The 22,781-nt window shown below is 71.5% G+C and carries 23 protein-coding genes and 1 tRNA gene; 3 read left to right on the top strand and 21 right to left on the bottom strand.

Features of this window, described 5'->3' with window-relative positions; genetic code table 11:
* Positions 1 to 49 precede the first annotated feature (49 nt).
* The 9 genes from D0Y53_RS10160 to tpiA form a co-directional block, all read right to left on the bottom strand.
* The gene (locus D0Y53_RS10160) at positions 50 to 832 is read right to left on the bottom strand and encodes an NADH-quinone oxidoreductase subunit C (protein WP_117203121.1); all 783 of its coding nucleotides are present in this window, start codon (positions 830 to 832) and stop codon (positions 50 to 52) included.
* Between the two features lies 1 nt (position 833).
* On the bottom strand, positions 834 to 1,406 hold the full coding sequence (locus D0Y53_RS10165) for a NuoB/complex I 20 kDa subunit family protein (protein ID WP_117203123.1): 573 nt from the start codon (positions 1,404 to 1,406) through the stop codon (positions 834 to 836).
* A 49-nt stretch (positions 1,407 to 1,455) separates the two neighbouring features.
* On the bottom strand, positions 1,456 to 1,812 hold the full coding sequence (locus tag D0Y53_RS10170; protein ID WP_117203125.1) for an NADH-quinone oxidoreductase subunit A: 357 nt from the start codon (positions 1,810 to 1,812) through the stop codon (positions 1,456 to 1,458).
* A gap of 456 nt (positions 1,813 to 2,268) precedes the next feature.
* Complete coding sequence (locus D0Y53_RS13125; protein ID WP_233511748.1) at positions 2,269 to 2,415, bottom strand: hypothetical protein; 147 nt, start codon at positions 2,413 to 2,415, stop codon at positions 2,269 to 2,271.
* A 115-nt stretch (positions 2,416 to 2,530) separates the two neighbouring features.
* Entirely contained in the window at positions 2,531 to 4,534 is a 2,004-nt protein-coding gene (locus D0Y53_RS10175; protein ID WP_117203127.1) for an acyltransferase family protein, read from the bottom strand.
* Positions 4,535 to 4,628: 94 nt separating this feature from the next.
* A complete protein-coding gene (locus D0Y53_RS10180; RefSeq protein WP_199492043.1) occupies positions 4,629 to 5,057 on the bottom strand; it encodes a Rossmann-fold NAD(P)-binding domain-containing protein in 429 nt (142 codons plus the stop codon).
* 315 nt (positions 5,058 to 5,372) lie between these two features.
* A tRNA-Leu gene (locus D0Y53_RS10185) sits at positions 5,373 to 5,457 on the bottom strand.
* Between the two features lie 74 nt (positions 5,458 to 5,531).
* Entirely contained in the window at positions 5,532 to 5,972 is a 441-nt protein-coding gene (secG, locus tag D0Y53_RS10190; RefSeq protein ID WP_117203129.1) for a preprotein translocase subunit SecG, read from the bottom strand.
* Between the two features lie 16 nt (positions 5,973 to 5,988).
* Positions 5,989 to 6,741, bottom strand: a complete 753-nt coding sequence (gene tpiA, locus D0Y53_RS10195; protein ID WP_117203131.1) for a triose-phosphate isomerase — start codon at positions 6,739 to 6,741, stop codon at positions 5,989 to 5,991.
* Positions 6,742 to 6,850: 109 nt separating this feature from the next.
* Here tpiA and D0Y53_RS10200 point away from each other — a divergent pair, with 109 nt between their 5' ends.
* Both D0Y53_RS10200 and D0Y53_RS10205 read left to right on the top strand, forming a co-directional pair.
* On the top strand, positions 6,851 to 7,648 hold the full coding sequence (locus D0Y53_RS10200; RefSeq protein WP_117203133.1) for an SDR family NAD(P)-dependent oxidoreductase: 798 nt from the start codon (positions 6,851 to 6,853) through the stop codon (positions 7,646 to 7,648).
* A 1-nt stretch (position 7,649) separates the two neighbouring features.
* Positions 7,650 to 8,318, top strand: a complete 669-nt coding sequence (locus tag D0Y53_RS10205; protein ID WP_117203135.1) for a DUF6445 family protein — start codon at positions 7,650 to 7,652, stop codon at positions 8,316 to 8,318.
* Positions 8,319 to 9,158: 840 nt separating this feature from the next.
* Here D0Y53_RS10205 and D0Y53_RS10210 read toward each other — a convergent pair.
* From D0Y53_RS10210 to prmB, 12 genes are all read right to left on the bottom strand, one after another.
* Positions 9,159 to 10,109: an isopenicillin N synthase family dioxygenase gene (locus D0Y53_RS10210; protein WP_117203137.1), complete on the bottom strand. Its 951-nt coding sequence runs from the start codon at positions 10,107 to 10,109 to the stop codon at positions 9,159 to 9,161.
* A gap of 58 nt (positions 10,110 to 10,167) precedes the next feature.
* The gene (gene glmM / locus D0Y53_RS10215; protein ID WP_117203139.1) at positions 10,168 to 11,526 is read right to left on the bottom strand and encodes a phosphoglucosamine mutase; all 1,359 of its coding nucleotides are present in this window, start codon (positions 11,524 to 11,526) and stop codon (positions 10,168 to 10,170) included.
* Entirely contained in the window at positions 11,523 to 12,413 is an 891-nt protein-coding gene (accD, locus tag D0Y53_RS10220; RefSeq protein ID WP_117203141.1) for an acetyl-CoA carboxylase, carboxyltransferase subunit beta, read from the bottom strand. Before accD ends, glmM begins: the two co-directional genes overlap by 4 nt.
* Before the next feature lie 244 nt (positions 12,414 to 12,657).
* Entirely contained in the window at positions 12,658 to 13,461 is an 804-nt protein-coding gene (trpA, locus tag D0Y53_RS10225) for a tryptophan synthase subunit alpha (protein ID WP_117203143.1), read from the bottom strand.
* The gene (locus D0Y53_RS10230) at positions 13,458 to 13,865 is read right to left on the bottom strand and encodes a DUF3144 domain-containing protein (protein ID WP_158550637.1); all 408 of its coding nucleotides are present in this window, start codon (positions 13,863 to 13,865) and stop codon (positions 13,458 to 13,460) included. Before D0Y53_RS10230 ends, trpA begins: the two co-directional genes overlap by 4 nt.
* A gap of 58 nt (positions 13,866 to 13,923) precedes the next feature.
* Positions 13,924 to 15,144 (bottom strand): tryptophan synthase subunit beta, encoded by a 1,221-nt coding sequence (gene trpB, locus D0Y53_RS10235; RefSeq protein ID WP_233511749.1) that lies wholly within the window; start codon positions 15,142 to 15,144, stop codon positions 13,924 to 13,926.
* Positions 15,145 to 15,245: 101 nt separating this feature from the next.
* Positions 15,246 to 15,926 (bottom strand): phosphoribosylanthranilate isomerase, encoded by a 681-nt coding sequence (locus D0Y53_RS10240; RefSeq protein ID WP_386725085.1) that lies wholly within the window; start codon positions 15,924 to 15,926, stop codon positions 15,246 to 15,248.
* Positions 15,923 to 16,732: a tRNA pseudouridine(38-40) synthase TruA gene (truA, locus tag D0Y53_RS10245; RefSeq protein ID WP_117203149.1), complete on the bottom strand. Its 810-nt coding sequence runs from the start codon at positions 16,730 to 16,732 to the stop codon at positions 15,923 to 15,925. Before truA ends, D0Y53_RS10240 begins: the two co-directional genes overlap by 4 nt.
* A 39-nt stretch (positions 16,733 to 16,771) precedes the next feature.
* Positions 16,772 to 18,628: a motility hub landmark protein FimV gene (locus D0Y53_RS10250; RefSeq protein WP_147319057.1), complete on the bottom strand. Its 1,857-nt coding sequence runs from the start codon at positions 18,626 to 18,628 to the stop codon at positions 16,772 to 16,774.
* A 72-nt stretch (positions 18,629 to 18,700) separates the two neighbouring features.
* A complete protein-coding gene (locus tag D0Y53_RS10255) occupies positions 18,701 to 19,720 on the bottom strand; it encodes an aspartate-semialdehyde dehydrogenase (RefSeq protein ID WP_117203153.1) in 1,020 nt (339 codons plus the stop codon).
* A gap of 117 nt (positions 19,721 to 19,837) precedes the next feature.
* The gene (aroC, locus tag D0Y53_RS10260; protein ID WP_117203155.1) at positions 19,838 to 20,929 is read right to left on the bottom strand and encodes a chorismate synthase; all 1,092 of its coding nucleotides are present in this window, start codon (positions 20,927 to 20,929) and stop codon (positions 19,838 to 19,840) included.
* 124 nt (positions 20,930 to 21,053) lie between these two features.
* Complete coding sequence (prmB, locus tag D0Y53_RS10265) at positions 21,054 to 22,007, bottom strand: 50S ribosomal protein L3 N(5)-glutamine methyltransferase (protein WP_117203157.1); 954 nt, start codon at positions 22,005 to 22,007, stop codon at positions 21,054 to 21,056.
* A gap of 117 nt (positions 22,008 to 22,124) precedes the next feature.
* On the opposite strand from prmB, the gene D0Y53_RS10270 reads away from it, so the two are divergent.
* Positions 22,125 to 22,766: an SCO family protein gene (locus D0Y53_RS10270; protein ID WP_117203159.1), complete on the top strand. Its 642-nt coding sequence runs from the start codon at positions 22,125 to 22,127 to the stop codon at positions 22,764 to 22,766.
* The last annotated feature ends 15 nt before the right edge of the window (positions 22,767 to 22,781 follow it).

Below are 22,781 nucleotides of genomic sequence, written 5' to 3' on the forward strand. Positions count from 1 at the left end.
CGCGCTTCGGCGGAATTGCTGGCGAAGGCGACGCCGGACGGCTGCGTGCTCACTTGGCCCCTCCTGCCGGGACCCGGGCGCCGACGACCTTGAGGTCGCGGTCTTCGGCGCGGGCGGTGGCGTAGCGGTTGTCGTCGCGGATCACGCGCGGCACGTTGACCCGCGGCTCCACCGAGGTCACCGGCTCGTAGATCACGCGCTGCTGCTCGGGGTCGTAGCGCACCTCGACGTTGCCGATCAGCGGAAAATCCTTGCGGAACGGATGGCCGACGAAGCCGTAGTCGGTGAGGATCCGGCGCAGGTCCGGGTGCCCGGCGAAGACGATCCCGTACAGGTCGAACGCCTCGCGCTCGAACCAGTTGGCCACCGGCCACAGGTCGACGATCGAATCCACCACCGGCAGCTCGTCGTCGGGGGCGAAGCAGGTCGCGCGCACGCGCCGGTTGTGCTGCAGCGACAGCAGCTGCGCCACCACCGCGAAACGCCGTTGCGGCACCGCAATCTCGCCCGCGCCCTGCGGCTGCGGGCGCTGTTCGGTCGGCATCTGGCCGTGGCGGAAGCGCCCCGGCCCGCGGCCCACGACCCCGCGCGAGAATCCCTGCGAGGACACGCCCACGTCCCACTCGCCGCTGCCGTAGCCCATGTAGTCGGCGCCGCAGACGTCGATCAGCATTTCGAAACCGAACTCGTCGCGCAGCGTGCGGCAACCTTCGTGCCAGGCGCCGGCGTCGAACACGATCCCGACCTCGCCGCGCGGCAGGGCGACCGACACCGGGGCATCGGCGAAGCGCGCGCGCAGGCGCTCGGCAAAGGCAGTCGTGGTCTCGCTCATCTCAGCGCTGGCCCGTCTTGTGGTCGCCGAAGTTGGTGGAGCGGCGGATCTTCTTCTGCAGCTGCAGGATGCCGTAGGTCAGCGCCTCGGCGGTCGGCGGGCAGCCGGGTACGTAGATGTCCACCGGCACGATCCGGTCGCAGCCGCGGACCACCGCATAGGAGTAGTGGTAGTAGCCGCCGCCGTTGGCGCAGCTGCCCATCGAGATCACCCACTTGGGGTCGGGCATCTGGTCGTAGACCTTGCGCAGCGCCGGCGCCATCTTGTTGACCAGGGTGCCGGCGACGATCATCACGTCGGACTGGCGCGGCGAGGGCCGGAACACCACGCCGAAGCGGTCCAGGTCGATGCGCGCGGCGCCGGCGTGCATCATCTCCACCGCGCAGCAGGCCAGGCCGAAGGTGACCGGCCACATCGAGCCGGTGCGCGCCCAGTTGAGCAGCGCGTCGGAGGTGGTGGTGGCGAAGCCGCGCTCGACCAGCGGGTTTTCCTCGCCCGGACGCAGGATGTCGTCGACCCGGCCTTCCGGCAGCGGGTTGTTCATCAGCCCTTCGACGGTCTGGATCACGCCCATGTCCGGCCTCCGCACGCGATCGCGGCCCGGCGCGGGGCCACGCGATGGGTCATTCCCATTCCAGCGCTCCCTTCTTCCACACGTAGACGAAGCCGATCACCAGCAGCGACAGGAACACGCCCATTTCCACCAGCCCGAACAAGCCGAGTTCGCGGAACACCACCGCCCAGGGGAAGACGAAGGCGATTTCCAGATCGAACACGATGAACAGGATCGCCACCAGGTAGTAGCGCACGTCGAAGCGCATGCGCGCGTCCTCGAACGCCGGAAAGCCGCACTCGTACGGCGACAGCTTCTCGGCGGTCGGGTGCTTGGGCCCGAGCAGGTTGCCGACGACGATCAGGGCGACGCCGATGCCGGCAGTCACGGCCAGGAACAGCAGGATCGGCAGGTATTGGGCCAGCACGCGCGTCCTCTCCGGTCATCCCGACCTGTGCCCGCACATCCTGTCCGGGGCAGTCTCGAATCGCACCGAAGCCCGCGGGGAAGCGGGCTTCGCATTGGCTCCCGGGCGCTCCACGTGGAGACACCGAGGGAATCGCACCATTGGCTTGCGACGGCTTGCGCCGGCAAGCGGCAGCGCCCGATCCACCGGTCGCCCGCCAAGGGCCGGCATTGTAGCCGGCCCGCGCAGAGTGCGCCTAGTCCGCCGGCGCAGAAACGCCACGCATTGCGCGCGCGCGTCATGCTCGCACCACCCGTCGCGCCGGCCGGATGCGAATCGTTCGCAACATCGCACGACCTATATGTGACCAGCAGCAGGCCCTCATCCGGCCTGCCTGCAGGGCGGCCCCGGACGTCGGACGGCGCCCAGTCCGGTTCGTTCCGCGCCTTCTGCCTGGACGCCACCAGCACCGCCGGATCACCCGCACGGTGGCGCTACCTCGTAATCGATCCAGCAACCGATCACCGCACGCGCCGCTTCGATCACCTGCCGCGCCGGGAAGCCCTGCCCGCGGCCGAGGTTGAAGGCGTGCGCGCCGGCATGCCGATCCAGGTAACCCGGCACCGCTGGGCCGGGATTCGCGTTGCCTCGGCGCGTTCGTCATCCGGCTCCGGTGATGGCGCTGATTGCACTGGGCGTCAAGCTGGCCTCGACCGGGCCGATCCTGTTCCGACAGCAGCTAACCCTCTCCATGTTCACCGCCCAGGCGCACTCGCTTGGTGTGTAGGGCGGAGGAATCAAACAAATGCATGGTAGCGAGGTGATTCGCCACAAATGCGGCGCCATTCAGGCTCAGGTGGCCACCGTCGCGGTAGAGCAGCCGTCCCTGCGTGTCGAGATAACGACAGGACACGGCATTGCAAAACCAGGGCGCCGGATCGACCGCGCGAATGTTCGTGAAACCTGCATGACGCGCGACTTCGCGCCAGAACCACTTCGTATCGCGCTGAACCCGGGCGCGCAGACGCGCCGGGGGCATCGCTCCGCCGTACTGGCGCGCCACGGAAAGCGTGAATGGGGCGTCGTCCGGCGCACCCGGGGTGGGGCCAACCAGGACGACCCGGTCGGTCAGTGCAGCGACGACCTTCATGGTCGAGCGGAAGGCTGGTGGAAACACCTCCAGATTGCCACGGTGGCCGGCGTCATCGGCCAACGTGTCTTGTCCACCCGGCCCCGAATATTTCATCCAGGACGCGTGCAGGACGATGACATCGAAATGGCGCGAACGGATCAGGCCCATGACCTTGTCGTTGTCGTCACGGCAGCCGGGGTCCCCGAGAATCCTGATCCCCAGCAATGGCGCACACGCGCCACGTGCCGCCAGCAGCCCCGTCTTCCCTGCGTGTTTCAGCACGGCATCCAGGGCCGGCGCCCACGCCAACGCATGGCTGTCGCCCCACAGCAGGATCGTCGGCGTGCCGTTCGCCGCACCGAGGCGGCAGGTCGTGGAGGCAGGATCCGGCACGCGCCCATTGCATTGCCGGAATGGAATGGACGGATGACGGGCATCGTCCAGCGCCACCACGTCCGGCGCAAACCGCGAGCGCCAGCCGCCATCGAAGCGGGTCGTCGCGGCCGCCGATGCCAGCAGGACACTGGCTACGGCTGCCGCCGCAAACAAGGCGCGCCGCGTACCGGGGCGCGCGCCCTGCTTCCGCCTCCGCAATGGCGTTTCCACCCAACGATAACTGGCCGCCGCCAGCGCCAGCGCCAGCGCGAACAACAGCCACGACACCCGGGGTTCGAGCGGCTGCATGGCGCTGCGATAGCGCACGAACACCAGCAATGGCCAATGCCACAAATACAGCGAATACGAGATCAGCCCGACGAACACCATCGGACGCAGCGACAGCAGCCGCTGCACCTGCGAGCTGCTACTGGCACCCGCATGCAGCAGCGCCGCGGTGGCGACGACCGGTAGGCCGGCTCGCCAACCCGGGAATTCGGGCCCGGCCCTGATCCACCACAGCGCCCACAGCAAGGTCGCGAGCGCAAGCCACGACACCGCGCCGTGCAAGGCCGGCCGGACGATGGGCGGCAGCGCGCCGATCGCAAGCAAACCGCCCAGCAGCAATTCCCACGCGCGGAACGGGGACAGGAAGAAGGTGGCCGCGGGCCCCCGTGCCTGGAACCACAGGCACAGGGCGAACGAAACAGCACTGCAGGCCAGCAACGCGAACTTCAGTCGCGCATCGCCGCGCAGGTAGCGATGCAGCAGGATCAGCAGGATCGGCAAGCCGATATAGAACTGCTCCTCGACCGCCAGCGACCATGTATGCAGCAGCGGGGTGTATTCGGAACGGGTGTCGAAATAGCCGCTTTGGCGCCAGAACAGCAGGTTGGAGCCGAACAGCAAAGTGGCGATCGTCGCCCGGCCCAGCCTCAGCAGGTCGGAAGGCAACAGCAGCCACGTGCCGACTGCCAGCGTGACGAGCAGCATCATGAACAGCGCCGGAAAAATGCGGCGGACGCGGCGCTCGTAGAAGCCGGCGAAAGTGAAGTCGCCGTGCCCGATTTCCTTGTGGATGATGCCGGTGATCAGATAACCGGAAATCACGAAGAAGACATCGACGCCGACGAACCCGCCGTGCAATGGACCGATGCCGTAGTGGTAGAGGACGACCGCAAGCACCGCAATCGCGCGCAAGCCATCGATGTCCTTTCGATAAGCGATCGTTCCCATTGCACGCGCCAAGCCTTCAGGCGATGCCTCCTAATACCCCCCTTCCACGAATTGCTCGTTGCCGATGTTGTAGACGCGATACGACGCGACACCGCTACTGGCAGGACTGGCAGGGTCCGGGCCGCGGATCACGCCCTCCACGATCGTTCACGTAGGTGAACCTGCGCTTGTGACGGCCGTTGTTGAACAGCTTGATCGGCTCGTCGCCAGGATGGCCTTGGTGAGCAGGAACAACGCCATGTATTGCAGCAGCCGGCCAGCCCAGGGCCCATACACGGTGAAGAAACGCAGAACGCAGCCCGGTACCCGGAATGGCGTATAGAGACACATACGCTGTGCGCCATCGCCTCGCGGCTTTCTTGCGGGCGGCGTACAGGGTGAGCGGATGCTCCGCGGGCGGGTGCTCGGAGAGCGGCAGATTGTGGAACGCGTTGCGACCGCATTGGAGGGACTGCCAGCGCAGGTCGTCGAGCGGATCCTGGTCGAGGCGATCGGCAATCTGGCACCAGGCATAGTTGGCCACGGCTGCGATTGCAGCCACCGGGGCCATCATCAATACGCCGCGCTTGTGCCATCAAGCCATCGCGCGCCTGCGTGCCCGCGCGGTACCCATCTTCGGCGCGTCGGCAAGCCGCGCGGGGCTCAACGGCTGGGGGTAATGTGCAGTGCGTCCAGGCGCAGGGTGCCCCAGACTTGCCGCTCGGCCAGCGCGCGCGCCAGGAACGCAGCATCTGGCCGGGGCAGCCCGGGACGCTGAAATCGCCCGCGACCCGCTGCTGTGGCGGGTTTTTCGCCTGCCGTCAGGCCCCCCGGGAAGGGGCGGCCCGACGCATGGTGTTGGTGCCCAAGGGGGGACTCGAACCCCCACGACCGAAGCCGCTACCACCTCAAGGTAGTGCGTCTACCAATTCCGCCACCTGGGCAGGTGTCCGTCCCGGACCGGAAGCAGCGGGCATCCGGCCCGCCTTCACGCAAAGTCTAACCGCCGGCGCGACGCTCAGCCGCCCGCGGGCGGGGCCGTCGGCTGCGGTTGCGCCGCCGGCACCGTGGCAGCCGGGGCGGCGGGCACGGTCGATGTCGGCGCCGCTGCCGGCGGCTGCGCGGCTGGCGCCGCGGGAACCGTCGCGTCGCCTGCGGCGGGCGCCGGCGCCGTCTCCGGCAACTGCGCCATCACCCCCAGGTCCTGCTGCGTGTTCTGGGTCGCGGTATTGGTCGCGTGCCAGGCCATGAACAGGCTGATCGCGAAAAACAGCACCGCCAGCCACTTGGTGCTCTTGGACAGGAAGTTGGAAGCGCCGCGGGCGCCGAACACGGTCGACGAGGCGCCGCCGCCGAAGCCCGAGCCCGCCTGCGCGCCGGCCCCGCGCTGCAGCAGCACGAGCACGGTCATGCCGATCGCCAGCAGCACGTAGAACACATTCAGGATCAGCATCAGCATTGCGGGTATTCCGGTCTCAGGGGGCCGCCGCGGCTGCGATGGCCAGGAAATCCGCGGCGACCAGGGAGGCCCCGCCGATCAGCCCGCCGTCGACGTCGGGCTGGGAAAACAGCGCGGCGGCGTTGTCGGGCTTGCAGCTGCCGCCGTACAGGATCGGCAGCGAGCCGGCGATTTTAGCATCGCGGGCGGCGACTTCGCCACGGATGAAGGCATGGATCGCCTGCGCCTGCTCCGGGGTGGCGGTCTGGCCGGTGCCGATCGCCCAGACCGGCTCGTAGGCGACCACGGCGCCGGCCAGCACCGCCGCGCCGGCCAGCTCGAACAGCGGCTGCAGCTGGCGCTCGATGGTGTACTCGGTCTGCCCGGCCTGGCGCTGCTGCAGGGTCTCGCCCACGCACAGGATCGGCACCAGCCCGGCATGGCGCGCGGCCAGGAACTTGCGCGCGACCAGTTCGCTGCCCTCGTGGTGGTACTGGCGGCGCTCGGAATGGCCGACCAGCCCGTAGCGGGCGCCGACGTCGACCAGCATGCCGGCCGAGACTTCGCCGGTGTAGGCGCCCTTCTCGTTGGCGCTGACGTCCTGGGCGCCGAAGGCGATATCGCTGCCGGCGTAGCGTTCGACCAGCTCCGACAGGTACGGCAGCGGCGGCAGCACCACGCGCTCCACCCCGGCCGGCGCCGGCACCGCCGCCAGCGCGTCCAGCAGCGCGTGCGCGAAGGCGCGGTCGCCATGCAGTTTCCAGTTTCCGGCCACGATCCTGCGCCGCATGCCCTGCTCCGGTGATTTCGAGGCGCGCAGTCTAGCCCAGCCCCGCTTTAGAATCCGCAGGGTCGCCGCGCCCTGTGGACGGGCGGCTTCCTTCTTCCGCGAGGTCGCGATGCCCGACTCCGGCCATGCCCTGGTCACCGGCGCCTCCAGCGGCATCGGCGCGGCAATCGCGCGCGAATACGCCCGTCGCGGTGTGCCGCTGGTGCTCACCGCGCGCCGCGGCGAGCGCCTGGATGCGCTGGCTGCGTCGCTGCGCGCGCAGGTGCCGGTGGAGTGCATCGTCGCCGACCTCGCCGACCCGGCCGCGCCGGAGCTGCTGCATGCGGAAACCGTGCGCCGCGGGCTGCGGATCGCGCATCTGGTCAACAACGCCGGCTACGGCGTGCCCGGACGCTACCTGTCCTCGGACTGGGCGACCCACGCGGGGTTCCTGCAGGTGATGGTGGTTGCGGTTGCGGAGCTGACGCACCGCTTCCTGCCGGCAATGGAAGCCGCCGGCCATGGTCGCATCCTCAATGTCGCCTCGCTGGCGGCGCTGGTGCCGGCCACGGCCGGGCACACGCTGTACGGCGCGGCCAAGGCGTTCGTGATCCGTTTTTCCGAATCGCTGGCGGCCGAGACACGGGCGCGCGGGGTGCATGTCACCGCGCTGTGCCCGGGGATGACCTGGAGCGAATTCCACGACGTCAACGGCATGCGCGCGCGGGTGTCGAAGCTGCCGGGCTGGCTGTGGCAGGACGCCGAGCGCGTCGCCCGCCTGGGCGTGGACGCGGTCGAGCGCGGCGATCCGCGCTGCGTGACCGGCGGCGCCAACCGCATGCTCGCGGCGCTGTCCAAATACCTGCCGGAGGCCGCGGCGCAGGCGCTGATCGCCGGTCGCAGCAAGGATTTCCGCGACACGGACTGACATGCGTCCGCCTCCCATCAAGCTGTTGCCGTACCGCAAGCCGACCCTGGGCCGCGACTACTGGTTGCTCGACGACGCCCTGCCCGATCCGCTCGCGGTGCGCGCGCGTTGCCTGGCGCGCAGCGATTGGTCGCAGGGCTATCCGTACCGGCCGGAAGCCTGGCCGGGAATGCGCGCCATTCCGGCGCTGCTGCCGGACGAACTCGCGCTGCTGGAATCGTGGGTCTGCACGTCGACCAGCCGTAGCCGGCTGTGGGTGCAGGCCGCGCCCGACGGCAGCCACCTCAACCACAACTGCGTACAGGTGGTCGGCGAGGACGAATGCGGTCCGCGTCCGCACACCGACTCGCGCGCACTGTGCCGCTACGCCGCGGTGCTGTACCTCAATCCGCAGGCGCCGGAGTATTGCGGCACCAGCTTCTATCGCCAACGCCTGCCGGATGGGCGCATGGGCGGCAACACGGTGATGCCGCCGCACGTCAACCTGGTCGAGGCCCTGGGCACCCGCCACGTGCCGCTGGGGTCCTTCGCCGAGGATGTGCGCATTCCGTACCGCTTCAACCGTCTGCTGCTGTACAGCGCCAACCTGATCCACAGCGCCAGCGCGTACTGCGGCCAGCTGCTGGCCGACAAGCGCATGGCCGCGGTGTTCTTCTGGATGGCCACCTGAGCTGGTTCGCGTGGGCGGGCTTCGTGCGCGACCTCCTGTCTTTAAATCGGGCCGCAAGCCATCGATGGCTTGCGCTTGGGAAATTGGCTTCGGCGGGAGTCGCCGCCCGGCGGGCTGGGATGCTGCGCCCTCCTGACGGCGCCCTGTCTTTAATATCGGGCCGCGGACCATCCGGTCCTGCGCTCATGTGGTGGGCTTCGGAGGGAGTCGCTCGCCCGGCGGGCTGGGCTGCTGCGCCTTCCTGACGATGTCCCGTGTGCAAGTCGGGGCGCAGGCCATCGATGGCTTGCACTTGGAAGATCGGCTTCGGAGGGAGTCGCCGCCCGGCGGGCTGGGGGTGCTGCGCCCTCCTGACGATGTCCCGTGTGCAAGTCGGGGCGCAGGCCATCGATGGCTTGCACTTGGAGGATCGGCTTCGGAGGGAGTCGCCGCCCGGCGGGCTGGGGGTGCTGCGCCCTCCTGACGACCTCCTGTCTTTAAGTCGGGTCGTGGACCCTCCATGGTCCACTCTCCGCACCCCCAGCCCGCCGGGCGGCGACTGCGCGAGCTTGGAGTCCGTCGCTTCGGGTTTTTTTCTGCGGACGCCAACTCACCTGCCAGAAGCCGGTGGCCCGGCCTGTGCGGGACCGTCGGCGGCATGGGTCCGGCGCAATGCGCCGGACGGGTGGGCCAAGGATGGCCCACCCCGGTCTTGCCGCCTGCGCAGGAGTGCGCAGGCGAGCAAGCCGCCGAGGAGCCTACAGGGACGTATTCACGGCGTGTCCCGCACAGGCCGGGCCACCGGCTTCCTCCACGGAGATCGCTGCCTGTCCTTGCAGGAGTTCGTGCGCCCGCGAGTCCCTATTTGAGCTTGATCTCGCGCAGCCGCTCTTCCAGGTAGCCCTGCGCGGTGATCGGCTGCGGATAGCGGCTGGGGTTGTCGGGCGTGATGCACGCGGGCAGCACGTCGATCAGGAAGTCCGGGTTGGGATGCAGGAAGAAGGGGGTGGAATAGCGCGGTTGGCGCGCGTCCTCGCCGGGCGGATTGACCACGCGATGCGTGGTGGAGGGATACACGTGGTTGGTCAGGCGCTGCAGCATGTCGCCGATGTTGACCACGATGGTGTCGGCGTCGGCGGTGAACGGCACCCACTCGCCCTTGCGCGACAGCACTTCCAGCCCGGCGGCACTGGCGCCGACCAGCAGCGTGATCAGGTTGATGTCCTCGTGCGCGCCGGCGCGGACGTTGGGCACGTCCGGCGTGACGATCGGCGGGTAGTGGAGCGGGCGCAGGATCGAGTTGCCGCAGTCGATCTTGTCGGCGAACCAGTCCTGCGGCAGGCCGATGTGCAGCGCGAGGGCCGCCAGTACCTGCGCGCCGAGCGCATCAAGCGCGGCATACAGACCGTAGGCGTGGTCGCGGAACTCCGGCACTTCCGCCGGCCACAGGTTGGGCGGCATCAGCGCCGCGTACTTCGAGTCGCGCGGCAGCTCGCGGCCGACGTGCCAGAACTCCTTGAGGTCCGGATAGCGCGAGTCCTTGGCGGTCTCGACCATGAACGGGGTGTAGCCGCGCGCGCCGCCGCCGTCGGGCACGTGGTACTTGCGCTTGACCGCGTCGGGCAGCGCGAACAGGCGCCGGAACGCGGCGTAGGCGTCGTCGATCAGCGCCTGGTCGATGCCGTGGCCGCGGATCCCGGCGAAGCCCCATTCGCGATAGGTGGCGCCGAGTTCGGCGACGAAAGCGGCGCGGTCGGCGGCGCTGGCGGGCGCGGTGAAACGGCGGATGTCGAGGGTCGGGATCTGGCTCATCGGCGGAAAGTGGGTAAGCGTCGGTCGGCCGCCGGCGCGCGGCGGCGATGGATCCGGATCAGCCAGCGGCGGCGCGCACCGCGGCGGCAAGCGTGTCGAGGGTGGCCTGCATCAGTGCGGCGTCGTCGGCTTCGACCGTGACGCGCACCACCGGCTCGGTGCCCGACGGCCGCAGGAAGGCGCGTCCGCGCCCGTCCACCGCGCGCTGCGCCGCGGCCAGCGCCTGCCGCACCGACGCGGCCTCGGCCGGCCGCGCGCCATTGGCATAGCGCACGTTGACGGTCTGCTGCGGCACCCGCTGCATGCCCTGCAGCGCCGCGCGCAGGGTCAGGCCGCGGCGGCGCAGCACTTCCAGCACCTGCAGCGCGCTGACGATGCCGTCGCCGGTGTTGGCGCAGTCCAGGCACAGCAGGTGGCCGGAGGCCTCGCCACCGAGCACGCCGCCATGCTGCAGCAGCGCCTGGTGCACATGGCGATCGCCGACCTTGGCGCGGACGAAACCGATCCCGGCTTCGCCCAGCGCGCGCTCGAAGCCGTAGTTGCTCATCAGCGTGCCGACCACCGGGCCGCGCAGGCGGCCGCTGCGCTGCCAGTCGGTGGCCAGCACGTACAGCAGGTCGTCGCCGTCGCACAGGGTGCCTTCATCGTCGACGAACAGCACGCGGTCGCCGTCGCCGTCGAAGGCGATGCCCAGGTCGGCGCCGGTGGCCCGCAGGTGCGCGATCAGGGTGTCGGGATGGGTGGAGCCGACGCCGTCGTTGATGTTGACGCCGTTGGGCTCGGCGCCGATCGCGTCCACGCGCGCGCCCAGTTCGCGCAGCACCAGCGGGCCGAGCTGGTAGGTGGCGCCGTTGGCACAGTCCATGGCGATGCGCATGCCGCCCAGATCGAAGCCCTTGGGCACGGAATTCTTGCAGGCCTCCACGTAGCGGCCGACCGCGTCGCGGGTGCGCACCGCCTGCCCGAGCCGCTCCGAGGCCACGGTGCGGAACGGCTGCTCCAGCGCGGCCTCGATCGCCGCTTCGGTGGCGTCGTCGAGCTTCTCGCCCTGCGCGGAAAAGAACTTGATGCCGTTGTCGTAGTGCGGGTTGTGCGAGGCGGAGATGACGATGCCGCCGTCGGCGCGCATGGAATGGGTCAGGTGCGCGACCGCCGGGGTCGGCATCGGCCCCATCAGCTGCACGTCCACGCCGGCGGCGACCAGCCCGGCCTCCAGCGCGGCTTCGAACATGTAGTTGGAGATGCGCGTGTCCTTGCCGATGATCACCACCGGCTTGCGCCAGTCGTTGCGCGGCAGCGCGTAGCCGTAGGCGTTGCCCAGGCGCAGCACGAAATCGGCCGAGATCGGGCCTTCGCCGACCCGGCCGCGGATGCCGTCGGTGCCGAAATACCTGCGACCGGCGTCGGCGCCGCTCAAGCGGCGACCTCGGCGTCGTCCTGCGGCTGCGGCTGCTTCATCAGCATCGCCAGCAGCGCGGCGATGCGCTCGCGCAGCTCGCGGCGGTCGCAGATCTGGTCGATGGCGCCGTGCTCGAGCAGGAATTCGCTGCGCTGGAACCCCTCGGGCAGGGTTTCGCGCACGGTCTGCTCGATCACCCGCGGGCCGGCGAAACCGATCAGCGCTTCCGGCTCGGCGATGTTGATGTCGCCCAGCATCGCCAGCGACGCGGACACGCCGCCGGTGGTGGGATGGGTCATCACCGAGATGTACGGCAACCCGGCCGCACGCAGTTTGCCGAGCGCGGCCGCAGTCTTGGCCATCTGCATCAGCGAGAACAGGCTCTCCTGCATGCGCGCGCCGCCGGTGGCGGAAAAGCACACCAGCGGCGCGCCGATCTCCAGCGCGCGCTCGGCCGCCAGGGCGAAGCGCTCGCCGACCACCGAGCCCATCGAGCCGCCCATGAAGGCGAAGTCGAAGGCGCAGGCCACCAACGGCCGGCCCTTGAGCGTGCCCTGCAGCGCGATCAGCGCGTCGCGCTCGCCGGTGCTTTTCTGCGCGGCCTTGATCCGGTCGACGTATTTCTTCTGGTCCTTGAACCGCAGCACATCGACCGGCCCCAGCGCGGCGCCGATCTCGCTGCCGCCACCCGGGTCGAGGAAGGCCGCCAGCCGCACCCGGGCGCGGATCGCCCGGTGGTGGCTGCACTTGGGGCAGACCTCGAGGTTTTCCTCCAGCTCCGGCCGGTACAGCACCGCGCCGCACTTGTCGCACTTTTCCCACAGGCCCTCGGGCACGCTGCGCTTGCGGCTGGTGGCCGCTTCGGTGCGGATGCGCGCGGGCATCAATTTCTTCAACCAGCTCATCTTGGGAGTGTCTCGGCGATCCTGAGTTGCGCGGCATCGGTGCGGGAGGAGAGGCTTCCACATCCCGGCCCAGCGCCCAGCGGGCCGGAGCCGTCCCTCGACCGAGGGAGCTGAAACCTGTCCCCCTGCGACCGAGGGGGTGGCGCCAGCGCTCCGCGTATGGCCCGACGGCACCATCGGCGCGGAAGCAAAGTCGACGGGCGATTCTAGCGCAGCGCCGGGCCGTGCCCGGACGGCGCGCCGATCAGGCGGCGTCGAGGGCGGCGCGCAGCGGGGCCAGGAAGGCGCCGGCGGCGCCCGCGGCCTGCACCGGGCCGTCGGCCGCGGCCAATGCCGCGACCAGGGCGCTGCCGACGACCACGCCGTCGGCGTCGGCCGCCATGGCCACGGCGCCGGCCGCGTCCTTGATCCCGAAGCCGGCGACCACCGGCACCGGGCTGTCGGCGCGCAGCGCCCGCAACCGCGCCGCGGCCGCGCCGGGATCGAGCCGGTCGGCACCGGTCACTCCGGCGTAGCTGACGTAGTACAGATAGCCCTGGCCCTCGGCGCACAGCCGCTGCCGGCGCGCGTCGCTGGTGGTCGGCGCGGCCAGCAGGATCAGCGCCAGTTCGTGCGCGGCGAACGCCTCGCGCAACGCCCCGGCCTCCTCCGGCGGCAGGTCCACCAGCAGCACGCCGTCGACCCCGGCGGCGGCCGCGTCCTGCGCGAAACGCGCGGCGCCGCGGATCTCCACCGGGTTGAGGTAGCCCATCAGCACCACCGGCGTGGCCGGGTCGCGCGTGCGGAACGCGCGCACGCAGTCGAGCACGTAGGCCAGGCCGGCGCCGCGCGCCAGCGCGCGTTCGGAGCTGCGCTGGATCACCGGGCCGTCGGCCATCGGGTCGGAGAACGGCACCCCCAGCTCGAGCACGTCGGCGCCGGCCGCGACCAGCGCGTGCAGCACCGGCACGGTGGCCTCCAGCGCCGGATCGCCGGCGGTGACGAACGGCACCAGCGCCTTGCGGCCGGCGGCGCGCAAGGCGGCGAAGGTGGCGTCGAGTCGGGTCACTCGGCGGGCGTAGCCGGCGAAACCGGGCCGGCGGCACTGGCGGCCGCCGCGGCGGCGGCGTATTCGGCGGCCAGCTCGGACTCGCCGACATCCAGGCCGCGCTCGGCGCCCAGGCCGTCCAGATGCTCGTTGAGCATGCGCCGGTACATGGTGCTCATGTAGTCGAGGAAATCCTTGCGCTCGGCCGCGGCCCTGCTGCCGACATTGGACAGGTAGACGTGCGCGTTGAAACGCGCCGCTGCATACAGGCTGGCCATGCTGATGCGCTTGAGGCCCTGCTGCCGGGACTGCTTGTTGGTCAGTTCCAGGTATTCGTTGACGCAGGTGAAGAAGGCCGGATCGAGCTGGTTGGCGTTCTGCTCCGCCGCCGGGTTCTGGGCCTGGGTCTGGTTGTCTTCGGTCACGGTCTTGCCTCGGGTGGGAAAAGAAGGGAACAAGTGCCGCGACGGCCTGGCTGGCCGTTCACGGCGCGATCTTCTCGCGCGCGGCGATGGTATGCACGTCCTTGTCGCCGCGGCCGGAGAGATTGCACAGCACGATCGCCTCGCGCGGCAGTTCGCGCGCGAGCTTCAGCGCCTGCGCCAGCGCGTGGCTGGATTCCAGCGCCGGCAGGATGCCTTCCGTGCGGGTCAGCCGGTGGAACGCCGCCAGCGCCTCGGCGTCGGTGACGCCGACGTACTGCGCGCGGCCGCTGTCCTTGAGGAAGGCGTGCTCGGGGCCTACGCCGGGATAGTCCAGCCCGGCCGAGATCGAGTGCGTCTCCACGATCTGGCCGTCGTCGTCGCACAGCACGTAGGTGCGGTTGCCGTGCAGCACGCCCGGCCGGCCCGCCGACAGCGAGGCGGCGTGGCGGCCGCTGGCGATGCCCTCGCCCGCCGCTTCCGCGCCGACCAGGCGCACGTCGCGGTCGTTGAGGAAGGCATGGAAGATGCCGATCGCGTTGCTGCCGCCACCGACGCAGGCGGTGACCGCGTCCGGCAGACGGCCGTATTCGGCCAGCATCTGCGCCCGCGCCTCGCGCCCGACCACGGCGTTGAAGTCGCGGACCATGCGTGGATACGGGTCCGGGCCGGCCACCGTGCCGATGATGTAGAAGGTGTCGCGCACGTTCGTGACCCAGTCGCGCATCGCCTCGTTGAGCGCGTCCTTGAGCGTGGCCGAGCCGCTGTTCACCGGGACCACGGTCGCGCCCAGCAACTGCATGCGGTAGACGTTGATCTGCTGCCGCGCGATGTCGGTGGCGCCCATGTAGACCACGCATTCCAGCCCCAGGCGCGCGGCCACGGTGGCGCTGGCGACGCCGTGCTGGCCGGCCCCGGTCTCGGCGATGATCCGGGTCTTGCCCATGCGGCTGGCCAGCAGCGCCTGGCCGATGGTGTTGTTGATCTTGTGCGCGCCGGTGTGGTTGAGGTCCTCGCGCTTGAGCAGGATCCGCGCGCCGCCGTTCTCGCGGCTCAGGCGCTCGGCGAAGTAGATCGGGCTGGGGCGGCCGACGTAGTGCGCCAGGTCGGCCTCGAACGCGGCCACGAACGCCGGATCCACGCGCGCGGCGTCGTAGGCGGCGGCCAGTTCCTGCAGCGGCCCGGCGAGGGTCTCGGCGACGAAGCGCCCGCCGTAGCGGCCGAAATGGCCGCTGGCATCGGGCCAGGCGTGGAAATCGGGCACGGGGGCGGGAGTGGACAACGGGGTCATTCGGACGACGGGCTTGCGCCGGCATCCGGCACTGGGCCGGCCAGTGTAGGGGAAACGGCGGCCGCTGACAGGATCGCGCCGCGGAGGCGCCGCTACGGGGCCGGCGCCTGGCGCCTGCAGTCGGCGCGGCGGACCTCGGCGACGAACCGGCGCATGCGCGCGGCGTCCTTGACCCCGGGTGCGCGCTCGATGCCGCTGGAGACGTCCACGCCCCAGGGCTGCGCCGCGGCGATCGCCGCGTACACGTTGTCCGCGTTCAGGCCGCCGGCCAGCAGCGCCGGCCGGGACAGCCCGCGCGGCCAACGCCGCCAGTCGAAGGCGTCGCCGCTGCCGCCGGCCGCGCCCGGCGCATGGCCGTCGAGCACGAATCCCGCCGCGCCCGGATAGCGGGCGCGCAACGCGGCCGCCGACGGCGCCCGTGCGCCGCCCATCGGGATGGCCTTGAGATATGGCAGGCCGAAGCGGCGGCAGAACGCGTCGTCCTCGCCGCCGTGGAACTGCAGCAGGGTCGGCCGCAGTTGCCGGATCGTAGCCCGCACCTCCGCGGCGCTGTTGTCCATGAACAGCGCCACCGCATCGACCAGCGGCGCCAGCGCGGCGCGCAGCCGCGCCGCCTCCTCCGGTTGCAGCCGGCGCGGACTGCCGGGCGCGAACACGAACCCCACCGCGTCCACGCCCAGTTCGCCGGCCAGGCGCACGTCGCCGGGCCGGACCATGCCGCAGAACTTGATCCGGGTGCGACCGTGCGGCGGGTGCGGACGTTGCGGACTCACGCTGTCGTCTCCGCCGGCAGGCTCACCGCGGCCGGCAAGCCGTAGCCGGCCGGATAGCGCGGGCCGAGGAACACCAGCCCGTCCGGCGGCGCCGTCGGCCCGGCCACGTTGCGGTCGCGTCCGGCCAACAGCGTGGCCAGCCAGTCCTCGCCGGCCTCGCCGCGCCCCACCGGCAGCAGGCTGCCGACGAGGTTGCGCACCATGTGGTGGAGGAAGGCGTTGGCCTGGACGTCGATCTCGACGATCTCGCCGTCGCGGCGCACCGCAATCTCCTGCAGCTCGCGGCGCGCGTGCGGCGCCTGGCATTGCGCGCTGCGGAAGGCGGAGAAATCGTGCTCGCCGAGCAGCGCCTGCGCGGCGCGGTGCATGGCGGCGGCGTCCAGCGGCTGCCGTTCCCAGGTCAGGTACTGGCGTCCCAGCGCCGGCCGGATCGCGCGGTTGAGGATGCGGTAGCGATAGCGCCGCGCGCGCGCCGAGAAGCGGGCATGGAAATCCCCGCCCACCGGGAGGCACCACAGCACGCTGGCGGCCGGCGGCAGCCGCGAGGTCGCACCCAGCATCCAGCCGCGCGGGTCGCGCACCGCATCGCTGTCGAAATGCACGACCTGGCAGGCCGCGTGCACGCCGGCATCGGTGCGCCCGGCGCAGACCGTGTCCACGCGATGGCCGGCGACGAACGCCAGCGCCCGCTCCAGCGCGGCCTGCAGGGTCGGCTCGCCGCGGCGCTCGGGGGCGCCAGGCTTGTTCAAGCGCTGCCAGCCGGAGAAGCCGCTGCCGTCGTATTCCACGCCCAACGCGTGGCGCATCGGGCTAGCCTCCCCGCGGGCCGTGCGCTGCGGGCGTCATCACAGCTCGCGCAGCATCCGCGCCGCGGTCTCGCGCGCGGCCGGGTCGCGACCGTGCAGGACCTCGCGCAGCAGTTCGCGCGCAGCATCGTCGTCGCCCAGGTCCAGGTAGGCGCGCGCCAGTTCCAGTTGCCGTGTGGGGTCGGCGCCGGCATCCGTGGCTTCCGTGGCCTCGTCGGTGGCCGCCTCGGCGGATGCGGGCGCGGCGGCGGCGCCATGCCAGGTCGGGACTGCGCCGATCCGGGCCGGCGCGTCGGTCCAGTGCGGCGTCGTGGCCGCGTCGGCGCGCGGCGCGTCGGCGGCCGGCGCGGGGGCAGCGGCCGGCGCGGAACTCGCGGAAGCCGGTTCCGCCACGGCCGGCGACATGCCCGCGGCCAGCAGCGCGGTGTCGAACAGCCGCGTCGGCGGCGGCGCCTTGCGGCGCCGGGTGGCCAGCCAGCCGACCAGGGCCGCGGCCAGCAGCGCCAGGCCGATCCACAACCACACGCCGCTGCCGACCTGCGCCTGCGCGGGTTGCGCCGGCGCCTGCGTGGTCGCCGGTTGCGCGGCGACGGTATTGGCCTTGGCCAGGTTCTGCTGCGCCGCGGCCAGCGCGCTGTCCTTCATCGCGATCAGCTGCTGCTGTTGCTGCTGCAGCTTCTCCAGCTCGGCCACGCGGGCCTTGAGCTCGCCGACCTCGGCCTCGCGCGCGGCCAGGGCTTCCCTGGTCCCCTGCAATTCCTGCTGCTGCAGCATGTCGCCCTCGCCACCGGCCTGGATGCCGGATCGTGTGCCTGCGCGCCCGCGCCCGTCGGCCGGCGGCACGATCTGCAGCCGCGCCTCGGCACTGGCCGCCGCGAGGCTGTCCTGCTTGCCGCCGTCGCTGCTCGCCGCGGCTGCGGCCGCCGACGCGATCGCCGCCGGCTGCGGCTGCGGCGCCTGCGCCTCGCGCCACTGCGCGACTTGCGCGCGCACCACCGCCGCGGCTTCGCCGGCACTGTAGCGCGAGAGGTCCTCCGCCGAGGGCATGCGCAGTACCGCGCCGGCCTTCAGACGATTGATGTTGTCGCCCATGAAGGCGGCGGGGTTGGCGCGCAGCAGCGCCAGCATGATCTGGTCCAGGCTGCGACCGTCGCGCGCCAGACCGACGGCGATCTCGCTGAGGGTATCGCCGGCGCGCACGGCGTAGGCGTCCGCCGGCGGCGGCGCAGGCGCCGGAGCCGGCGCGGCCGCCACGGCGGATGGCGGCGGCAGCGCGACCGGTGCGGGCACCGGCGCCGGGGCCGGGGCCGGGGCCGGGGCCGGGGCGACGGGGGCCGCGGCCGGTGTCGGAGCTGGCGGCGGCGTCGGGGCGGCAGCGGACGCGGATGCCGGCGGCGGCACCGCCGCAGCGGCTTCGGGCGCGCGCATGATGGTGTTGGCCGGCGCCACCGTCGGCGCCTGGATCGGCTGCAGCGGCGCGGCGACGCTGCGCGGGGCGTCGAGCAGCGCCGAGTATTCGCGCACCAGGCGGCCTTCGCCCCAGTCCACTTCCAGCAGGAAGGTCAGCAGCGGCTGGGTCGGCGGCGTGGCGCTGGTGACGCGGATCACCGGCCGGCCGCGGGCATCCAGCGCCACCGCGAACTGCAGCCCGGCGACTTCCGTGTCCGGCGGCCGCAGCCCGACCCGGCGGAAGGTGTCCGGCGAGGCCAGCCGCGCCTGCAGGTGCTCCAGTTCGGACGGATCGCCGGAGACGATCGGGATTTCGGCCAGCAGCGGCTGCCCGGGCTGCGACTTGACCGTGAGCTGGCCCAGGCCGAGCGCCTGCGCCGGCCCGGCCAGCAGCGTCAGCGCCACGGCGAGCAGGAACGAGTATGCGATCGACGGCTTGCTGGTCACGCCCACCCCCGGGGAACCCTGGCCGCGACTCTAGCCGCCCACGGCGGCAATCCGCAACGACCGCGGCGGCGGTCAGCGGCCCGCGGCAACGACCAGCTCGGCGATCTGCACCGCATTCAGCGCGGCGCCCTTGCGCAGGTTGTCGGACACGATCCACAGGTTGAGCGCACGCGGATGCGAGAGGTCGTCGCGGATACGGCCGACGTAGACCGGGTCGGTGCCGGAGGCATGCGTCACCGGGGTCGGGTAGCCGCCGCCGACCGGTTCGTCCACCACCTGCACCCCCGGCGCGGCCTGCAGCAGCGCGCGCGCGTCGGCGGCCGACAGCTTGGCGCGCGTCTCCACGTTGACCGCTTCCGAATGCCCGTAGAACACCGGCACCCGGACCACGGTCGCGTTCACGCCGATGGCGTCGTCGCCGAGGATCTTGCGGGTCTCCCGGACCAGCTTCATTTCCTCGGTGGTGTAGCCGTTGTCGGTGAAGTCGCCGCCGTGCGGAATCACGTTGAAGGCGATCTGCACCGGGTACACCTCCGGCTCGGCCGGCTGGAAGTTGAGCAGGCCGGCGGTCTGCCGGCCCAGTTCCTCCAGCGCGCGGCGGCCGGTGCCCGACACCGCCTGGTAGGTGGCGATATTGAGGCGCGCGATCCCGACCGCGCGATGGATCGGCGCCAGCGCCACCAGCAGCTGCATGGTCGAGCAGTTGGGATTGGCGATGATCCCGCGCGGGCGGTTGCCGACCTGCTCCGGGTTGACTTCGCTCACCACCAGCGGCACGTCGTCGTCGTGGCGGAAGGCGGAGGAGTTGTCGATGACCACCGCGCCGGCCGCGGCGAAGCGGGGCGCATAGGCCTTCGACACCGCTGCGCCGGCGGAAAACAGCGCGATCTCGACCCCGGCAGGATCGAAGGTCGCCAGCTCCCGCACCGGAACCTTGCGGTGGCCGAACGCGACCTCGCCGCCGGCCGAGCGTTCGCTGGCCAGCGCGACCAGTTCCCCGACCGGGAACGCGCGTTCGGCCAGGATCGCCAGCATCGCCTCGCCGACCGCGCCGGTGGCGCCGACCACGGCGACCTTGTATGTCCTGCTCATGTCTGGATGTTCCCGTTCAGTCCGTGTCCTGCCGCGACGGTCGGCTGCCGCGCGGGGTGGCCGCGCAGCGCGTCCCGTCAGCGCCCGCGGCGGCAAGCCGTGCCCGCGGGTGCGTGTTCATGCCTGCGGCGGGAGTCTCGGCGCCACCGCGCCGACATCGCCGCACTGCGCGCGGTGGCGCAGCGCCTGGTCCATCAGCACCAGCGCCAGCATCGCCTCGCAGATCGGGACCGCACGCAGGCCGACGCAGGGATCGTGGCGGCCGGTGGTGACGACCTCGACCGCCGCGCCGTGCACGTCCACCCCGCGCGCCGGCAGGCGCAGGCTCGAGGTCGGCTTGAACGCCACCGAGACCACGACCTGCTGGCCGCTGGAAATGCCGCCGAGGATGCCGCCGGCATGGTTGGACAGGAACCCCTCCGGGGTCGCCTGGTCGCGGTGCGCGCTGCCGCGCTGGACCACGCTGGCGAAGCCGGCGCCGATCTCCACGCCCTTGACCGCGTTGATCGACATCATCGCCGCGGCGATCTCCGCGTCGAGCTTGCCGTAGACCGGCTCGCCCCAGCCCGGCGGCACGCCGTCGGCGACGACCGCGACCCGCGCGCCGACCGAATCGCCGGACTTGCGCAGCGCGTCCATGTAGTTTTCCAGCTCCGGCACCTGCGCGGCATCGGGCCAGAAAAACGGATTGGCCTCCACCGCATCCCAGTCGTGGCCGCGCGGCAGCACCTCGCCGATCTGCGCCAGGTGGCCGCGCACGCGCACGCCGTGGCGCTGCGCCAGCCATTTTTTCGCGATCACCGCCGCGGCCACGCGCATCGTGGTTTCGCGCGCGGACGAGCGCCCGCCGCCGCGCGGGTCGCGGATGCCGTACTTGTGCCAGTAGGTGTAGTCGGCATGGCCGGGGCGGAACTGCTCGGCGATCCGGGCGTAGTCCTTGCTGCGGGCGTCGACGTTGCGCACCAGCAGCGCGATCGGAGTGCCGGTGCTGCGCCCCTGGTACACGCCCGACAGGATTTCCACCGCGTCGGCCTCGTGCCGCGCCGAGGTGTGCCGCGACTTGCCGCTGGCGCGGCGCGCGAGGTCATGGGCGAAATCCTCCGGCGCCAGCGCAATCCCCGGCGGGCAGCCGTCGACCACGCAGCCGATCGCCGGCCCGTGCGATTCGCCGAAGGTGGTGACCCGCAGCAGCTGGCCGAAGGTGTTCATGTTGCAATGCCGTTCGTGCCGAGCGCAGTTCGCGCAGCGAACGAAGGCGAAGCATCGCGAAACCCTGCGACTTTGCCCCCCAGGCTACGCTCAGGGTGAACGGTATCGGGAAACCCGCGCGGCATCAGAACAACCCGGCGGCGGCGCGCGGCGCGGCGGCCCGTTCGCGCGCGTCGGCCAGCGCGCGGATGCGCGCGTTGTGCGCGACCAAGTCGTGGCGTTCGGCCACGAACACGCCCATCTGCCCGACCTTGAACTCGACCCAGGCCAGCGGCAGTTCCGGCAGCAGCTGCACCAGCGCCTGCTCGGCCTCGCCGACCTCGCACACCAGCAGCCCGTCCTCGGTCAGGTGCAGCGGCGCGTCGCGCAGGATCTGCAGCACCAGGTCCAGGCCGTCGGCGCCGGCGCGCAGGCCGAGCTCCGGCTCGTGGGAATATTCCTTCGGCAGCGCGTCGGTTTCGGCGTCGGTGACGTAGGGCGGATTGCTGACGATCAGGTCGTAGTGCTCGCCGGCCAGCGCCGCGAACAGGTCCGAGCGCAGCAGCCGCAGGTTGTCCACGCGCAGCCGCGCCTGGTTCTCGCGCGCCAGCGCCAGGGCGTCGTCGGACAGGTCGACGCCGTCCACGTGCCAGTCCGGGTTGTAGTGCGCCATGGAGATGGCGATGCAGCCCGAGCCGGTGCACAGGTCCAGCGCGCGGCGCACCTCGCGCCCGCCCAGCCACGGCTCGAAGCCGGACTCGATCAGCTCGGCGATCGGCGAGCGCGGCACCAGCGCGCGCGGGTCGGACTTGAACGACAACCCGGCGAACCAGGCCTCGCCGGTCAGGTAGGCGGCGGGAACGCGTTCCTCGATCCGGCGCAGGAACAGCCCCAGGATCTCCTCCTTCTCCGCCAGCGTCACCCGCGCCTGGCCGTAGGCCGGGCCGATGTCGTGCGGCAGGTGCAGCGCGTGCAAGGTGAGCTGGGTCGCCTCGTCCAGCGCGTTGTCGTAGCTGTGGCCGAAGGTGAGCCCGGCCGCGTTGAAGCGGCTGGCGCCGTAGCGGATCAGGTCGATGATGGTGCGGAGCTCATCGGTCATGGCGGCGGCCGCGGCGTGCGCCGGGAGGCAGGGGACCGCGAATTATAGCCGTGGCGCGGCTATCATGGCCGAAGTTCAAGCGTTTTCTGACCACCCTTCCGGCGCACGCAGGCTCCCATGTTCAACCGCACCACCGTCCTCATCCTGGTTGCCGCACTGGCGGCCGCACTCGGCCTGTGGGCCGCGCAGCACTGGGGCCCGGCCCCCGCCGCCGGTCCGCAGTTGCAGGCGGTGCGGCTGTTCCAGCAGCCGCGCGAGCTGCCGGCCTATTCGTTGCAGCAGTCCGACGCCACCCAACTGGTGCCCGGCGAGCTCAAGGGCCACTGGACCGTGGTGTTCCTGGGCTTCACCCATTGCCCGGACGTGTGCCCGACCACGCTGGCGCAACTGGCGCAGGCGCAGAAGCAGTGGGCCGCCCTGCCCGATGCCACCCGGCCGCGGGTGCTGTTCGTCTCGGTCGATCCGGAACGCGACACGCCCGACCGCATCGGCGAATACGCGCACGCCTTCCACAAGGACACGCTGGCCGCGACCGCCGACATCCCGGCACTGGAAGGTTTCGCGCGCGCACTGTCGCTGGTGTTCATGAAGGCGCCGGCCGCGGCCGGCGCGCCCGCCGACCAGTACAGCGTCGACCACTCCGCGGCGCTGGCCGTGCTCGATCCGCAGGCGCGCATGGCCGGGGTGATCCAGCCGCCGCTGGACCCGCAGGCGATCGCCGCGGACCTGCTGGCGCTGACCCGGACGCCGCCACGGTGAGCGGCCTTGCGGCAG

It is taken from the genome of Cognatiluteimonas weifangensis (genome assembly GCF_003416885.1).
GTDB classification, from domain to species: Bacteria; Pseudomonadota; Gammaproteobacteria; order Xanthomonadales; family Xanthomonadaceae; genus Cognatiluteimonas; species Cognatiluteimonas weifangensis.

Coding starts and splice junctions, on each gene's coding strand:
- D0Y53_RS10160 (WP_117203121.1), bottom strand. CDS start 832: ATGAGCGAGACCACGACTGCCTTTGCCGAGCGCCTGCGCGCGCGCTTC.
- D0Y53_RS10175 (WP_117203127.1), bottom strand. CDS start 4,534: ATGGGAACGATCGCTTATCGAAAGGACATCGATGGCTTGCGCGCGATT.
- D0Y53_RS10200 (WP_117203133.1), top strand. CDS start 6,851: ATGCCCGACTCCGGCCATGCCCTGGTCACCGGCGCCTCCAGCGGCATC.
- tpiA (WP_117203131.1), bottom strand. CDS start 6,741: ATGCGGCGCAGGATCGTGGCCGGAAACTGGAAACTGCATGGCGACCGC.
- accD (WP_117203141.1), bottom strand. CDS start 12,413: ATGAGCTGGTTGAAGAAATTGATGCCCGCGCGCATCCGCACCGAAGCG.
- D0Y53_RS10165 (WP_117203123.1), bottom strand. CDS start 1,406: ATGGGCGTGATCCAGACCGTCGAAGGGCTGATGAACAACCCGCTGCCG.
- D0Y53_RS10205 (WP_117203135.1), top strand. CDS start 7,650: ATGCGTCCGCCTCCCATCAAGCTGTTGCCGTACCGCAAGCCGACCCTG.
- D0Y53_RS10210 (WP_117203137.1), bottom strand. CDS start 10,109: ATGAGCCAGATCCCGACCCTCGACATCCGCCGTTTCACCGCGCCCGCC.
- secG (WP_117203129.1), bottom strand. CDS start 5,972: ATGCTGATGCTGATCCTGAATGTGTTCTACGTGCTGCTGGCGATCGGC.
- truA (WP_117203149.1), bottom strand. CDS start 16,732: ATGCGCCACGCGTTGGGCGTGGAATACGACGGCAGCGGCTTCTCCGGC.
- D0Y53_RS10255 (WP_117203153.1), bottom strand. CDS start 19,720: ATGAGCAGGACATACAAGGTCGCCGTGGTCGGCGCCACCGGCGCGGTC.
- prmB (WP_117203157.1), bottom strand. CDS start 22,007: ATGACCGATGAGCTCCGCACCATCATCGACCTGATCCGCTACGGCGCC.
- D0Y53_RS10270 (WP_117203159.1), top strand. CDS start 22,125: ATGTTCAACCGCACCACCGTCCTCATCCTGGTTGCCGCACTGGCGGCC.
- aroC (WP_117203155.1), bottom strand. CDS start 20,929: ATGAACACCTTCGGCCAGCTGCTGCGGGTCACCACCTTCGGCGAATCG.